The 12,481-nt window shown below is 35.2% G+C and carries 16 protein-coding genes; 5 read left to right on the top strand and 11 right to left on the bottom strand.

Annotated elements, in window-relative coordinates:
- Positions 1-2: 2 nt before the first annotated feature.
- The 8 genes from AC1Q59_RS20760 to AC1Q59_RS20795 all read right to left on the bottom strand — a co-directional run bounded on the left by AC1Q59_RS20760 (position 3) and on the right by AC1Q59_RS20795 (position 6,215).
- On the bottom strand, positions 3-497 hold the full coding sequence (locus AC1Q59_RS20760) for a hypothetical protein (RefSeq protein WP_492367771.1): 495 nt from the start codon (positions 495-497) through the stop codon (positions 3-5).
- 130 nt (positions 498-627) lie between these two features.
- Complete coding sequence (locus AC1Q59_RS20765; protein ID WP_492367772.1) at positions 628-945, bottom strand: hypothetical protein; 318 nt, start codon at positions 943-945, stop codon at positions 628-630.
- Positions 946-1,393: 448 nt separating this feature from the next.
- The gene (locus tag AC1Q59_RS20770; RefSeq protein ID WP_492367773.1) at positions 1,394-2,491 is read right to left on the bottom strand and encodes a 3'-5' exonuclease; all 1,098 of its coding nucleotides are present in this window, start codon (positions 2,489-2,491) and stop codon (positions 1,394-1,396) included.
- A gap of 11 nt (positions 2,492-2,502) precedes the next feature.
- Positions 2,503-2,934 carry a hypothetical protein gene (locus tag AC1Q59_RS20775; RefSeq protein ID WP_492367774.1) on the bottom strand — a complete coding sequence of 144 codons (432 nt, stop codon included), beginning with the start codon at positions 2,932-2,934 and terminating at the stop codon, positions 2,503-2,505.
- A 262-nt stretch (positions 2,935-3,196) separates the two neighbouring features.
- Entirely contained in the window at positions 3,197-3,367 is a 171-nt protein-coding gene (locus AC1Q59_RS20780) for a hypothetical protein (RefSeq protein WP_492367775.1), read from the bottom strand.
- Positions 3,368-3,493: 126 nt separating this feature from the next.
- Positions 3,494-4,633, bottom strand: a complete 1,140-nt coding sequence (locus AC1Q59_RS20785) for an SAVED domain-containing protein (RefSeq protein WP_492367776.1) — start codon at positions 4,631-4,633, stop codon at positions 3,494-3,496.
- 12 nt (positions 4,634-4,645) lie between these two features.
- Positions 4,646-5,098, bottom strand: a complete 453-nt coding sequence (locus tag AC1Q59_RS20790; protein WP_492367777.1) for a type II CBASS E2 protein — start codon at positions 5,096-5,098, stop codon at positions 4,646-4,648.
- Positions 5,088-6,215 carry an SMODS domain-containing nucleotidyltransferase gene (locus AC1Q59_RS20795; protein WP_492367778.1) on the bottom strand — a complete coding sequence of 376 codons (1,128 nt, stop codon included), beginning with the start codon at positions 6,213-6,215 and terminating at the stop codon, positions 5,088-5,090. Before AC1Q59_RS20795 ends, AC1Q59_RS20790 begins: the two co-directional genes overlap by 11 nt.
- A gap of 315 nt (positions 6,216-6,530) precedes the next feature.
- On the opposite strand from AC1Q59_RS20795, the gene AC1Q59_RS20800 reads away from it, so the two are divergent.
- The 3 genes from AC1Q59_RS20800 to AC1Q59_RS20810 all read left to right on the top strand — a co-directional run bounded on the left by AC1Q59_RS20800 (position 6,531) and on the right by AC1Q59_RS20810 (position 8,195).
- Positions 6,531-7,121, top strand: a complete 591-nt coding sequence (locus AC1Q59_RS20800) for a helix-turn-helix domain-containing protein (protein WP_492367779.1) — start codon at positions 6,531-6,533, stop codon at positions 7,119-7,121.
- Complete coding sequence (locus AC1Q59_RS20805; protein WP_492367780.1) at positions 7,111-7,440, top strand: hypothetical protein; 330 nt, start codon at positions 7,111-7,113, stop codon at positions 7,438-7,440. Before AC1Q59_RS20800 ends, AC1Q59_RS20805 begins: the two co-directional genes overlap by 11 nt.
- A 257-nt stretch (positions 7,441-7,697) precedes the next feature.
- Complete coding sequence (locus AC1Q59_RS20810) at positions 7,698-8,195, top strand: hypothetical protein (protein WP_492367781.1); 498 nt, start codon at positions 7,698-7,700, stop codon at positions 8,193-8,195.
- Between the two features lie 46 nt (positions 8,196-8,241).
- On the opposite strand, the gene AC1Q59_RS20815 is transcribed toward AC1Q59_RS20810, so the two are convergent.
- Positions 8,242-8,514, bottom strand: coding sequence for a hypothetical protein (locus AC1Q59_RS20815; RefSeq protein WP_492367782.1), 273 nt, complete (start codon positions 8,512-8,514; stop codon positions 8,242-8,244).
- A 340-nt stretch (positions 8,515-8,854) separates the two neighbouring features.
- Here AC1Q59_RS20815 and AC1Q59_RS20820 point away from each other — a divergent pair, with 340 nt between their 5' ends.
- Both AC1Q59_RS20820 and AC1Q59_RS20825 read left to right on the top strand, forming a co-directional pair.
- Positions 8,855-9,874: a site-2 protease family protein gene (locus tag AC1Q59_RS20820; RefSeq protein ID WP_492367783.1), complete on the top strand. Its 1,020-nt coding sequence runs from the start codon at positions 8,855-8,857 to the stop codon at positions 9,872-9,874.
- Between the two features lie 81 nt (positions 9,875-9,955).
- Positions 9,956-10,462, top strand: a complete 507-nt coding sequence (locus tag AC1Q59_RS20825; RefSeq protein ID WP_492367784.1) for a hypothetical protein — start codon at positions 9,956-9,958, stop codon at positions 10,460-10,462.
- 690 nt (positions 10,463-11,152) lie between these two features.
- Here the strand turns inward: AC1Q59_RS20825 and AC1Q59_RS20830 are convergent.
- The gene (locus AC1Q59_RS20830) at positions 11,153-11,377 is read right to left on the bottom strand and encodes a hypothetical protein (protein ID WP_492367785.1); all 225 of its coding nucleotides are present in this window, start codon (positions 11,375-11,377) and stop codon (positions 11,153-11,155) included.
- Positions 11,378-11,569: 192 nt separating this feature from the next.
- Entirely contained in the window at positions 11,570-11,896 is a 327-nt protein-coding gene (locus AC1Q59_RS20835; protein WP_492367786.1) for a hypothetical protein, read from the bottom strand.
- Positions 11,897-12,481: the final 585 nt, after the last annotated feature.

Below are 12,481 nucleotides of genomic sequence, written 5' to 3' on the forward strand. Positions count from 1 at the left end.
CCCTAAATGGATGTCAAATCAAATTCATATTGTCCAAGAATATCTTCATACCCTTTTACCCTTAGCAAAAGTTTACCCTTATTATCAGTTCCGGTTATTTCCAAAATAACTACTAGCTTACCTGGTCTATAAGCCGGTAAATAAGCAAGGCTTTGAACATATGTCCCAGTCTTGCTAAGGGGATATTGTAAATATAAACTTCGATCACTACCAACGCCATTTATTTGACGACTATATATACTGGTGGTTTCCCCAGGTTCCAATTTGTTAATAGCACCTAAATCCTGATGTATAGCATAATCACTCATAAATGAAAAAAAGAAGTTTAAATCCGTTATTTCTTGTTTACTTGAATTATAGATTTCAATTGTCACACCATTATCGTACTTAAAAAATTCTCCTTGCCAAACCCACATAATATAGTAGTAAACTCCAAACAAAATAAGAAAAAAGGAAGAAATCCCGATTACTGTGTATTTAATTATCTTCTTTTTCACTCTTTTCTCTCCTATCATTGAACTAGCCTGTTCGTTTTAAAACCTTGGCTCATCAATGGGCTCATGAGTCGCGCAAAGTAAAATTATTTGAAAGAGGTAACCGATTTCTTTGCCAAATAGCTGAATAAAATTAATCTATATACTCAATCAACTTCCCCGGAACTGTTTCAAAAATCAAAATTTCCGGATTCTTGTATGGCTTGTGTTTCAAATACTCATCGAGTGTATTCATACTTTCCCAATACTGTTTTATTAAATCTTCTTTTGACGGCAATCCCACAGTAAAGCAGCCTTTGCCACCATCATATTGATCTTCTTTATAGGCAAATAAATCACTGGATATATCCTTATTAAAAACTAAAATTTTATCGCTAAACATAGGAAATCTAAGATGAGATTCAGCAGGTTGCTTTAATTCTGCACCGAATGCAATGTTAAATTGATCCATTTTGGTGAATTTATCGGTTTAAAGTGGTCAGTTAGTTCTTGAAATAATGTACCGCCGTTTGTATACCACCTTGTGACCGTTTTACGATTTAACCCCTCATCCAAAACATTTTGAGGAATACTTGTATATATATCATCATCTTTTTCAGTTACCATATGGTATAAATACAAATAATTTTTAACCATTCAATTTCTCCCCCTAAAAAAACATGCTTAGTTCATTTTAACATAAATTTCCATACACCTTTGAAATATTCTATTTTTTAAGGAGGACTTACTATAGGTTCCAAACACATGGTGCTGATGGATGACATATAAAATAAGGAAATTTTGTTTTGGGATTTAACTCATCTTGTGGAATTTGTTGAGCAAATTGGATGTTAGCTCAACATGGAAACCCTGTAAATGCTAAAAGCGCCTGGAGGCGCTTTTACTTCTTTTCTTAATTATCAATTCAGTATCATTCGATTAAATTCAGATAATGGAATCGCTTTTATTTTCAAATCGTTTGCTTTTTTCACCAGCTCATATTGGTTATTGTCGTTATAAATAATTACATCAACCTTATAGCCGTTCGTGCCCTTATTCAATCCAGCGACCTCCATATGAGATAAAAGAATTTCTTCAATTTTATTTTGTACCCTAAAAGGAAGCAACGCGATATTGACGAGTTTTCCCTTAAGCTCAGGAATTTTCCTGTAGGGATCCTCGGCAGCCGCTGCAGTAACGGAACTGCTCCGTACAACTTTAGCCGTTTCTAAATTTAAATACTTTGAAACAGCATCGATAAACCATTCATCCGGCTGAACTTCTATTTCCAGCTCTTTTGCCTTATCCAGTTTGCTTCCTGGATTTTCTCCACAAACCAGAAGATCCGTTTTGGCTGATACGCTCCCGGTAACTACTGCTCCGCATTTAGTGGCTATTTCTTTCATGAGAACCCTAGGGAAAGGGCTGGCGCCTGTGAAAACAATTCTTTTTCCCTCAAAAATCGTACTTTGCCCTTCTACACTAGCCGTAGCTTCAACAAAGCTTTTAAACTTATTCGGAGCAACTCTGTATAAAGGCACCCATGTATCTGGATTTGCCTTCAAAATCACTTCATAAAGCGCTTTAACATCGTCTATGGCAATATGAGTAGCCGGACGGTCAATCTCGTAAAATCGCATTAAATAATCTAATGAATAAGAAAATAAATGAGGGTTAGCATATTTAATGGCGCGGACCGAATCGTAACACTCGTAATCTTCATCTAACCAGCCATAATGGACAAGAAATTTACGATCAAAAGCAACATTATGTGCGACAACCGGATATTTATATGTATTGATTATCTCTTGAAAACGGCTTCTTCTGATTTCATCATCACAGATATTTTCATAGCCTTCCCCCATACCTAAATGAATTAAGGATTCATCTTCCACCTCAGCAATATGCTCCGTTAAAATGATTTCCCCATTTTCTATAACTAGCAGCGCGACTTCATATATACCAGCATCAACACTGAAATCCATTGTTTCAATGTCCAGTAATATCATATTTTTCATTTAACTACCCCTCAAACAGCCAGTTTAATGCTAAATTTTTCTTGAAGAAAAGCATCCAATTCCTCTTCGCTGTTAAATAACTCAGATGATCTTTCTGATGAAAAATGATATTGATCGCTGTATGTACTTTTTCTGACTGTAAATGTTAGAGAAAAGGTTTTCCCCTCCTCATCCTTGTATTGAATCGTTTCTTTTTGGATTGGCTTATATTGATGTCTGCCGAGCTCTTTTCCATTTTTCATGATAATAATCAGAGCATTGCTCTTAATATTGTGGAATTCTAATTCCTGATAATCATACAGTCCTTTTGAACTAAAGCATTGTGTGCCATGATCAAGGTATCTTTGCAGCATCTCTTCACGCGTAAAGCCGGTAATATAAATCTTGTTATCTTTAATCTCTAAAATAGCACTATTTAATTCATTGACTCTATCCTGTAACATTGTTACCTTAACCCCCTTCTATCCCCTAAATTCAATACATTAACTTCAAATACATCTAATTTAATACTACAGAACTGAGAACAACTTATAAATGAAAATTTTTACATTTCCATGCTAACGGATTTGATATCAGAGTTAAAATTCATAATTTTAGCCACGAAAATAAAAGTGCTGCTTAAAGATGATAAATGATCCGTTCCGTTGACATTATTTAAGGCGCCCTTTTGGACGCCTTAAAATGCTTCGAGTAGGGCTCATATTCCTACTTTTCCTTACGTACACCTTTAAATGGTGTAGAATTACTTGTCTTCTGATCCATAAATCTTCCGGTATTCGCATCCCTTTTTATCCAGTTGCCGTTAGGTCCTTTAAATTGAGATCTATCTTTTACTGCTCCAATGCGACCATTTCCCGGCTTACCATTTTTAGCCACCGTTATTCCTCCTTATTGATAAGATTTTAAATTGTAAAATAAGATTTTTATATTTATGTTTTGCAGACGCACTGCTTATTCGGGTATTCCCTATGTTCGTTTAAACCGATTAACGTACCATAGCGGCTATAACTGAACCTGTAGCTTCTTTTCTCCAATAGTAAAGGCATAATGGAAACCACCTTTTTCATCAAATATAGAAAGAGGCAAATCTGCTTTAGGCATCCAAACACGCCCTAATTCAACGGCTGCTGCAACAGGAACAGCAGGAAACACATGGATAATATTATCGTGACCATGTATCATTTTTATTTTATTTAAAAGATCTCTAATTACTTTTCTGAACTTACTTAATTGATCACTGCTCTTTAAGAAGTCGTTATTCGGTCTTGGTATTGTTACAGTCCAGATTGAAGTTTCATTTCCCATAATTTTAAATATCCGCTGGTTATCGATCGTGGCGCTTAACGATAGATTAAGAGCTATTTTATTATGAATCTTCTGGGGCTTTTCGACAATATATTCAAAGCCTTCGGGGTCATCTTGCCATTTCCAGTCGGCTGGCTCCCGATGCAATTGATACACATCGGCTTGGGAAATATCAGATATTAATACGCCTAGCTCAACCAATAGTGGCTGTGGCGCCAATGCGAAGATAGACAAATGCTGAATATCTCCTAACTCCAATCTTCTTTTCACTTTATCCATAAATTTCCTTCTTAAATTCTCTCTCTCCAGCGTCCAAAACATTTCTTGATGATCGCGAAAAGGGCTATTTATTAAACTTAACTCAATGGCGGGATTCTCAGCTGGATACCGATTAGGCAACATAGCTGGAGTTGTCTTTTCAAAATGTACTGGTGAACTGTGCTCCCCGATATTAGCACCATATAACAAAACATGACTTTTGCTATCTTGACCAATCGATGTAACCATTTCAATGCGCAACTCATGCTTTTTCTTCATTTCCATTAATTTCTCGACAGAATGTCCGTCAATATCCTCTTTATCTATCAATCTGTGGTGTTTATCGCACATTAGCATTAAATTTGAAATGTCCTTTGCAAGCTTGTCAGAAAGTGTTTTGTGCCCTCTAGGACCATTAGGACTATCAGCGATAATATGGGCAATATATGCAGCGTTAAATTCCGATTGCGTTAAAGAGTCCTTCCAAAGCGGTTCATTACATCCATCATACTGGCATCTGCCCCCAGCTTTCCCCCACAGCCGCACCTTAACTTTTTCTGGAATATGAGTTTTTGACATCGTTATGCTCCCTTAACTTACAAATTTTTTCTTTTTGTTTTTGATGACTGGGTGTTCTCCCCCGCCAAGCCACTTCCCCGTTGCGTGCCAAATTTCATAATAATACAACCAAAGAGACGTCCAAGGAACAATTGTTTCAGCGATTAACATCTCTTTTGTCCATTCTTTCTTTTTTGGACGAAAAAGGCATAGCTTATTCCCTGGGTAAAAATGGGGAATTTTTTCCTCTCCTCTTATCTTCAATGAGGGAGCAAGGACATGAACTTCCGGCTGCCTCATGTCCAATGAATAAGTGATTTCAACTGTATATTTCATGCTTAGTGAGGTTGGCTGCAGCACTCCTGTCCAAATAACCGTATTCTTTTTCCACTCCGCATCGAATTCAGGAAAAGAAAGATTCATAGCAATAATCTGCTGTGAGATTGGCTGATTGTATTTTTTAAATTGAATTTTCTTATTCGCCATAAAACGTATTTTCCCTCATTGGAATAACATTTTCTTCTTTTGTTGCTGCTACTAGCATTCCGGTTGCAAATACACCGAGCTGATTAGACTTTCTTGCCTTTTCCATATACTCCGCATGTTCTTGTATTGAGTCGTTAATGACATTTTCGCCAAACAGCGCTTTAAGTTCTTCGGCAATTTCATGAATGCCGCGCATTTCATTTAATTGATCCCATTTTTCTTTAAAACGCTGAATAAACGTTACAAATGACTTATACAACTCTGGATGTCCTTCCCATCGTTCACTTAAATCTTCCTTTTTGTTAGTTGGATTGAGAACGACGAGCCTTGTCCCGTTTTTTGGCAGACGAAGAAGAATTCCATCCAAAATAGATGAAATCGCTTCATAAACAGAAGCTTGTCCTTCGTATATTTGACCTGCTAACGTTGTTAGCACAATACTGATAGGTGCAGACTCAGGCTCATTTTCAAAAAAGATGTCTCGATAACGTTTTATGAGCTGTACCGCACGTTTTAACGGCGGCTTCCTTTCAAAATCTTCATCATATGGCAGCGGCTCAATATCAGCTCTTTTTTCAAGAAGCGCTTTATATTGAAATGAGCGCTCATTAAACCAGCCGGTATATCCTTTCGGGTTGCTATCTTTCCAGTCTTTTGCTTTTCGGTCAGGAACCTTAACACTTGTTGAGGTATTATCAGCAGGATGCGCTGGTAATATGTCCATGTGGAATTCATTTGCATAGTTTAGTCGTATGCAGCGGTTTTTCCGTTCAACCATGCCCTCATATTTTTTATTGTCTTTGAGGCGTTTTTCAATGGAGTCTAAAAGTTTTAGTGGATTTTTTCCCCGCCATGTTTGGTTAATTTGGCACACTAGATCAAGATCATACTCCTGTTTAGAAAGTGGCTTAACCGTTGTGCTGATGCTTAACGAGCCTTGAGGGTAGATTTCAATATCTGCCCCATTACACAGCGCTTCATCTTTTGAAAGCCATGTGCCAACAGCAAGATACCTTTCTTCGGCGAGTGTTCTTTGTGTTTTACTGATTTGAAGTTTTGAACCAACACGTTGAAGCAGATCGTCAAGTTGGTTTGAAGCTGAAAAAATATCGTTCATTTGGTCTCCTCTCTAAAATGCGAATATTCGTTCTGGGTTATTACACAGTTAATATATACTTATTGGATAATTTTGGTCAAGAAATAAATCAATATATAGAAAACTTTTATCGAAAGCGACACTATATGTAGTGTTAATTAACAAACAATAGGTTGACAAGGAATTAATGATCTTTATAAAACTGATCTATTAATCCTCCTTTTTAATTGCAAAAAAGGGGTTGACAAAACTTAATAAAAAATTAGATTAATTAAGGTTCGTTTATTTCGTATATTTCGAATCTATTCATCATATGATATAATGGAGGTGGAAGGAGTGAGAAAATTGAATATTGAAGGTACGATTCAAGAAATTAAAACATTAGAAGCTGCTGCAAACAATGCAAATGGTAAAATGGCAATACTGTTTGATTCCTTAAAAAGAGCTAGCGAAATACTTCATTCTCTTTCAAATGATGAATTTGAACAGTTAAAAAGAGACAGCGAAAAGCATCCAATTCTTTCTTCAATCCTCTCAAGTGGTGCTGTTATTCGAAAATCTGAAATTTTAACAGACACAAATGATAATCTCCCGGGGTTTTTAACGGTCAGTGATGTCTCCGAAATGTTAGCCATTAGCCCACAAAGCGTAAGGAAGCATTGTGCTGCAGGTAAAATTAGTGCATGGCGCACTTTGGGTGAGTCCGGAGAATGGAGAATTGATATCGATCAATACAAATCGCATCCTAATTTTAATGTTGTCGTCAAAAAATACCGAAAGAGAAATCGAGAAATGTCGGAAATGGTAGCGAATAACCCGGAGCTAGTTCGGCAATTTGAGCAAGCTGAAGAAAGAAGAAATGATCCGGGTTACTACCATAACGATATAGAACGGTTCAACAAAATGGTTGACGAATATGAGGGATAGTGAAAGATATTCTGTCGTTTGGTCAGATGATGCTGAATTGGCGCTTTTGCGTCATAAAAAATTCATTAATGTTAAGCTTGCATACAGGAATTCTTTCAGCCAATTGGATCGTGACCCATATAAACAAAAGGAAGGCGTAATTGATTATCCAGGATTTAAATTTAACGGATATTATTGGACGAATATCAATAATGCGATTGTATTTTACCGTGTCGATGATATTTTAAGAACGGTTTATATTGATGGCTGCGATAGCGCCTTAACTCTTGAGGCACTTAAAAAATATTACGGAGAATATGATCCTTGGGATGAAGAATAAAAAGCGACGAAATGCCCTGTAAATGATATTCATTAGGGCATTTTTTTATTGAATAAGATGATGTATAGTTGAAAATTCTGTTCTAAGAAAAAAGCGATCCTATCCTTAGGACATCTTAAAACATTCCATCCAGTACATTCTCCTGTTTATAGGATGCCCCGCATTTAATAACGGAAATCCCCCTATTTAATGGAAGGAGATTCCAGTTTATCGTATAATTAAACTAAAAAATGTACTTCATAAAAGGGGAGAATATTATGAAAAAAATACTCAGTCTTTTATTCGTTTTGGTTATAGGAGTAATTATGGCAGCTTGTAGCAATGAAACGATGGAAAATGATCATGAAATCGAAAAACTTGTTAAGGATTATAAAACTGAACAATATTACATTTTAGACCCTGCCAATCCTCCTTCTGGAATTGAGGTTGGAGAAAAGGTTAAACAACACCTCTCAGAAGAAGCATTTGATAAATTAAATGCAAACCGGGTTTATCAAATTGCGCCTGATTTCGCAAAGAAAAGCAACAAAACTATTGAACTAGAAGATGTTGTTCTTGAAAAAATAAAGGAACATGAAGACGGCAGAATCGACTATAAATATACACTTAAATTAAAGGTGTCCTATGAACAACCAAATGAGTCATTTGAAATATTTGATAAAGAAGGACAATTATCCGTTTCAAATACTGATGATGGCTTAAAGATCACTCGTGACTGGGAACAGCCAACTGAAATTCAAGATATACCAATATAAAAAAATTAAAAAGGAGTACAAAATGTACTCCTTTTTTGTCGGGAAATCATTCGCCGGCATCATCGCCGTCACCGCCAATGTCTGAATCATCACCCTCATCATTATTCTCATTATTATCCTTAAAGAAATCATTAATTGATTCAACTAATGATTTCTTTTGTTCATCCGGTTCATTTTCTAGTACGCTATAGGCGCTGCCACTAAAAAAGGTTTGTATAGAATATACTTGGATTGCCTCTTTTCTTTTTTTAATCAAAACGATAATAAGAATGGTAATGAATAATAATAGTAGAAAAGTTAAGAGCAATGTTTTAAACAACACACACCAGCACCTTATCACATCCCCGTATATTATAATGCGAATTGATACAAAATATTCCAATTTACTGTTTGTGTTTTGCAAATGTACTATTTGTTCATAGTCTTTTTGCTCATCGATTTATTTTGTTTCATTGGCAATAATAATTTCGCTTTAACATTGGATCTCTGTTCTTCAAAAATATTTTCACATCCAAAACGGACTTATTATAAAGAAGTGCTAAAAAATAAAAATCACCACAGGTAATAAGTTATAGCTTAGATGTCGTCTCCTCCATCCTTTTTCAATTGAATATATTCATATTGTTGAACATAAAATAGGACAAAGGAGGGAGAGTCTTTTGTATATATTTTTTCTTACATGTTTAGCTATTAGTACTATTGTTTTTTTGTTGTTAGCAATTATTCATATGTTCTTAGACATTTTTAAACGTAAGGATCACAAGGGCAGTAAAACCATAACGTATGCTATTTACGCTGTTTTTATCGGATCCTTGACAACTTATTTATCTAATGCTCCTGCTCTTACACCGGGACAGGTATTATTAATATTCAAAACAATTGGTATTGTTACGTTGATTATCACACTGCACGAATTAGGTCATTATACAGCAGCCAAAATATTTAGGGTTCCAGTCTCGCAGTTTTCAGTCGGTATCGGACCAAAGCTTATTAAATTTATGCGGGGCAAAACCATTTTTGAATGGAGATTGTTCCCTTTAAAAGGGCACGTATTAGTTGAGATAAACAAATTAGAAAAATTATCTTTTATGAAAAAATGTATATTTTTCCTCGCCGGTATATTTGTTAATCTACTTTCTTTTATTGTTGGAATGTCCATTTATTTAATTCAAAATGGTACTTCTTTATTGGAAGCGATTAATTTAGCTGTTAACAAATTAATTACTGCTATTCCAAATTTTTATGATTTGTTAATGAATATAAGACTATCAGATATTTATACACCAGAGAGAGATCTTGAAAACTCTATCGGGGGATATTTCGTGCTTTCGGAGATTTCACAGGATTTTTGGTTTGGATTTGCAGCGCTAAGCCTGCTTCTTGCCTTGTTCAACCTTGTTCCAATTCCGATTTTAGATGGCGGACGAGTTGTATTAGAATTATTTTCAAAGTTCTTTACGTTATTGAAGGTTCCTGTCATCTATGTCAAAAAAGTTTATAATGGATTGTTGATTGGGGGATTCATATTTTATTTAAGCCCAATAATTATAAATAATATTTGGTCATCCAGCATTTCAATGGGAATTTCAGTTCTTGAATACATCCTGTGGACTTTATTAGCAATTTCTATCCTTATGAATATTCAGGTTTTTATCGATAACAAAAAATTTAATCAATAATTTATAATGGCATGGGATGTCTTCTGTTAAAATTAACCTCGTTTTGGCTATAATATTAATAAATTAATATCGGAGGTGCTCATGAGCGAGTATTTAATTACGGCGAAAATGGAATACTCCACCCGTGGGATAGCAAACACTGAAAATGAGGTGTTTGGCAGGCTCAAAACATTTAATATGGATGGAATAGACAGAGAAAGCCATTACGATTTAATCCGCGGAGCGGAGACAACGGAAGAACTGCCTGAAGATTTTCCTTTTGGGCTATGTGATGAACAGCCGCTGGCAACGATTGAACTCATCGAATCCGCCTATAACGATCTAAAAAATAATCTGTCTGTTCCTCATATAGGAAAACTCAGAGGGGATGAAAAATGTGCGCTCATTACCCAGATTAAATGTGATGATTCTGTCACAAAAGATGTCATGGAATACTTAGAGGAAATTCTGAGGGAAAATTGCATCCGGTATGCCTTTATAAATCTGAACATGCTGGTGTATGACTCAGAACGGGCAATGGCGAAAATATTAAGATTCGGCGGATATAAACCGGTATCGGGATATAAACATTTTCTCTTGAAAGAATAACGGACCCTGGAAAGAAGAATTGGGAAATAACAAATAAGAGTAGTAAAAAGGGGACTGACTTAGTTGGTTTAGGTTTCTTAGAAAGTGCAAATTAGTACAATAACAGGGTGTATGCAAAAGTTTACTCCTTGTTATTGTACAACCATCGTAGCGACGTTCTTATTAATCCTTAAATTTAAAACTTGTTCCATTACCTTTTACTATTTGGTTAGAGGTTTCTGCATCCAAAATTATATATTTATATTTCAGGAACTTATCAGTGTTTACGTCAATGTTTGGTTTCACTTTCTTCTCCTTTTACCTAACATTTTGCTTGTCATCACCAATGCTTTTAGCATAAATGAAGCCGGCTTCCATTCATTTACCTCGCTCGTGCATCCTTGTTTTCTTCTGTGCTTCTACCTTGCAATCGTATCCGCTTTACGGATCTTATCCAATCTGTGCGTACATCGTACCATTTAACCTTCTCATTTTCATCAAAAAAGCTAATTGAAAACAAAGAAAAAATAAAAAAGGTAATATAATGACTGAAACACTTACAGAGCTAAATGAGGTATGCATGGATTCGATGATAATGAGGGAACCAAGATACAGCAATATATAAAATATGGCGTATAATCCAAACAAGCTTCATAATACATTTTTCAATGATTCACCTCCTAATTCGAATGACATAATCCGCTGTTCTTACTAACATTTATCTGTTTTTTGCGGTTTCTCCTCAGCTATGACTATACTAAAAGAGATATTAAGCTTATCCCAAACCCAAGCCTGAAAAATTCTATCTATTTCCACTTTGATCGCTTTATCATTCATATTCTCGCGAATGCCTAATTCTTCAAAAGTAAATGTCTCTTTCTTCGCAACGCCTTCAAATTTAGTACTTCTAAATGAAAAAGTAACTGATTTACCCACTTATTTCCTCCCATTTTAAGTCTGTATGTATACACCCTTAATAATCAGCTTACGGTATTCCTGAGTTTTTAACAAACCTGCTAAATTTGTTTTATAAAATTTTTATACCTCAAATGCGCTTAACGATCAAATGTTAATATACGAAAAAAAAGACCATCCTTAGATAGTCCCATCCGCGAATTAAAACGCCTGCTAGTTCAGCAATGGAAATAAGGGATAGAATAACAAGTTACCGACATAAATAACCATGAAAACTCCAATTAAAACACCTAAACAAAGAAAAATTGCGCTGTGTATTTTGCTTTTAATCCAACCAAAAGAATGTCCCATTGCCATAGTTATTGGTATAAAAATTAAACCAACTGTCATTTGTCCTATTGAAAAACCGGCTAAAAAGCTGAAAATATAGATTCCAAAGGCGCAAACCCAGTAAAATTGATACTTGCCTCTGATAGCGAAAATTATTGACACGATCGCAATAATTAAAGCTGAAAATGCGATTACAGAAAAAATCGGCATTTTTTCCCCTCCCTCATTATTATATTACCGTCACATATTCATATCCCTTGTTGGTTTTGAATCTAATGACTTAAAAATACCAGTTATTGACAGTTCTGTTTGGAATTAAAGTACCAGGTTTTTGTATACAAAACTACGCGATATACTGAAGAATTAACCGATATAATGCTATGCAAAGTCCTAAAATGCTCGCTTTCATTTTAGATGGATGGTTTCTTTTACTACGGAACAAGAAAAAGAAAACAGTAAAGCGCCGTGTCTCTAATTGCTTGCTCCACCTTACTAAAAAGACAATAATTATTATTGCGATAATCGTAATGTATAAAGGGGGTGGAACAATAGCACTGTTCAATTGCCCCCCATTCTTATAGTATATCAGCCTTCTGTCGCAGAGTACCAAACTTACATAAAAATAGAAATTGGTCAAAATAGAAATATACATTAAATATATTGAAATAATCTAAATGCGGATTTACATTCTAAATTTAAGCAAATAAATGCAGTGTTGTATCAAATATATGAGATGGTGTCCTCTTTTGACTTTGTTTTGACCTGGTTTGCAAATAGCGATCAAATCTTTAAGTT

This window comes from Cytobacillus sp. MT66 (assembly GCF_058792595.1).

Excerpts from the sequence above, each read along its gene's own strand:
- AC1Q59_RS20810 (WP_492367781.1), top strand. The coding sequence starts at position 7,698 with ATGAAAAAAATACTCAGTCTTTTATTCGTTTTGGTTATAGGAGTAATT.
- AC1Q59_RS20795 (WP_492367778.1), bottom strand. The coding sequence starts at position 6,215 with ATGAACGATATTTTTTCAGCTTCAAACCAACTTGACGATCTGCTTCAA.
- AC1Q59_RS20805 (WP_492367780.1), top strand. The coding sequence starts at position 7,111 with ATGAGGGATAGTGAAAGATATTCTGTCGTTTGGTCAGATGATGCTGAA.
- AC1Q59_RS20775 (WP_492367774.1), bottom strand. The coding sequence starts at position 2,934 with ATGTTACAGGATAGAGTCAATGAATTAAATAGTGCTATTTTAGAGATT.
- AC1Q59_RS20770 (WP_492367773.1), bottom strand. The coding sequence starts at position 2,491 with ATGAAAAATATGATATTACTGGACATTGAAACAATGGATTTCAGTGTT.
- AC1Q59_RS20835 (WP_492367786.1), bottom strand. The coding sequence starts at position 11,896 with ATGCCGATTTTTTCTGTAATCGCATTTTCAGCTTTAATTATTGCGATC.
- AC1Q59_RS20785 (WP_492367776.1), bottom strand. The coding sequence starts at position 4,633 with ATGTCAAAAACTCATATTCCAGAAAAAGTTAAGGTGCGGCTGTGGGGG.
- AC1Q59_RS20765 (WP_492367772.1), bottom strand. The coding sequence starts at position 945 with ATGGATCAATTTAACATTGCATTCGGTGCAGAATTAAAGCAACCTGCT.
- AC1Q59_RS20790 (WP_492367777.1), bottom strand. The coding sequence starts at position 5,098 with ATGGCGAATAAGAAAATTCAATTTAAAAAATACAATCAGCCAATCTCA.
- AC1Q59_RS20825 (WP_492367784.1), top strand. The coding sequence starts at position 9,956 with ATGAGCGAGTATTTAATTACGGCGAAAATGGAATACTCCACCCGTGGG.